The sequence below is a fragment of the Streptomyces sp. AC627_RSS907 genome (assembly GCF_019049165.1).
The window spans coordinates 1-575 of sequence record NZ_JAGMUE010000978.1 but is presented as its reverse complement, the minus strand read 5'-3'; the positions used below and the strand labels follow the sequence as shown (position 1 = coordinate 575).

Sequence of the window (575 nt, the reverse complement as noted above, 5' to 3'; positions counted from 1 at the left end):
GCTCTGTATGGCGGGGGGCCTCGGGGAGGCGGTCCAGATCCTCCGCGAACCAGCCTTCCGCGCGCGGCGGGCGCATCCAGTCGGGCAGTGCGGTCATGGTCCAACCGTAGCGGGCCCGCCCGCTCCCGAATTCGTATTGCATCGATCAGTCCAAAACCTGCTACGGTAATCGCATGGCCCGGCCGAGGACATTCGACGAGGAGCGGGCCCTGGACGCGGCTGTCTGGGCGTTCTGGGTGAAGGGGTATGAGGCCACCTCCACCCAGGACCTCTGTAGTGCCACGGGTCTGGGGCGGAGCAGCATCTACAACACCTTCAGTAGCAAGCATGAACTCTTCACGCGGGCGCTGGCGCGGTACATGGACGTCATGACCGCCGGGCAGGTGGCCGTTCTGGAGCAGGTCGAGCGGCCGGCCATGGAGCGGTTGCGGGCGTTGTTCGACGTGGTGATCGACGGCGAGTTCGAGCGGCGGGTCGAGGGGCGCAGCGTCGGGTGCCTCACGGTGAACACCACCGTCGAGATCGCCGGTCGTGATCCGGAGGTCGCGGCGCTGTTGGCGCGGGACCTGGAACGG

The 575-nt window shown here is 67.7% G+C and carries 1 protein-coding gene and 1 pseudogene; one reads left to right on the top strand and one right to left on the bottom strand.

Going from position 1 to position 575, the window contains the following annotated elements; translation table 11 throughout:
* Window positions 1-97, bottom strand: a pseudogene (locus KUM32_RS44475) (Uma2 family endonuclease); the annotation flags it as partial.
* Window positions 98-173: 76 nt separating this feature from the next.
* On the opposite strand from KUM32_RS44475, the gene KUM32_RS39750 reads away from it, so the two are divergent.
* The coding region (locus KUM32_RS39750) for a TetR/AcrR family transcriptional regulator (protein WP_217146597.1) at window positions 174-575 on the top strand (402 nt) is incomplete at its 3' end.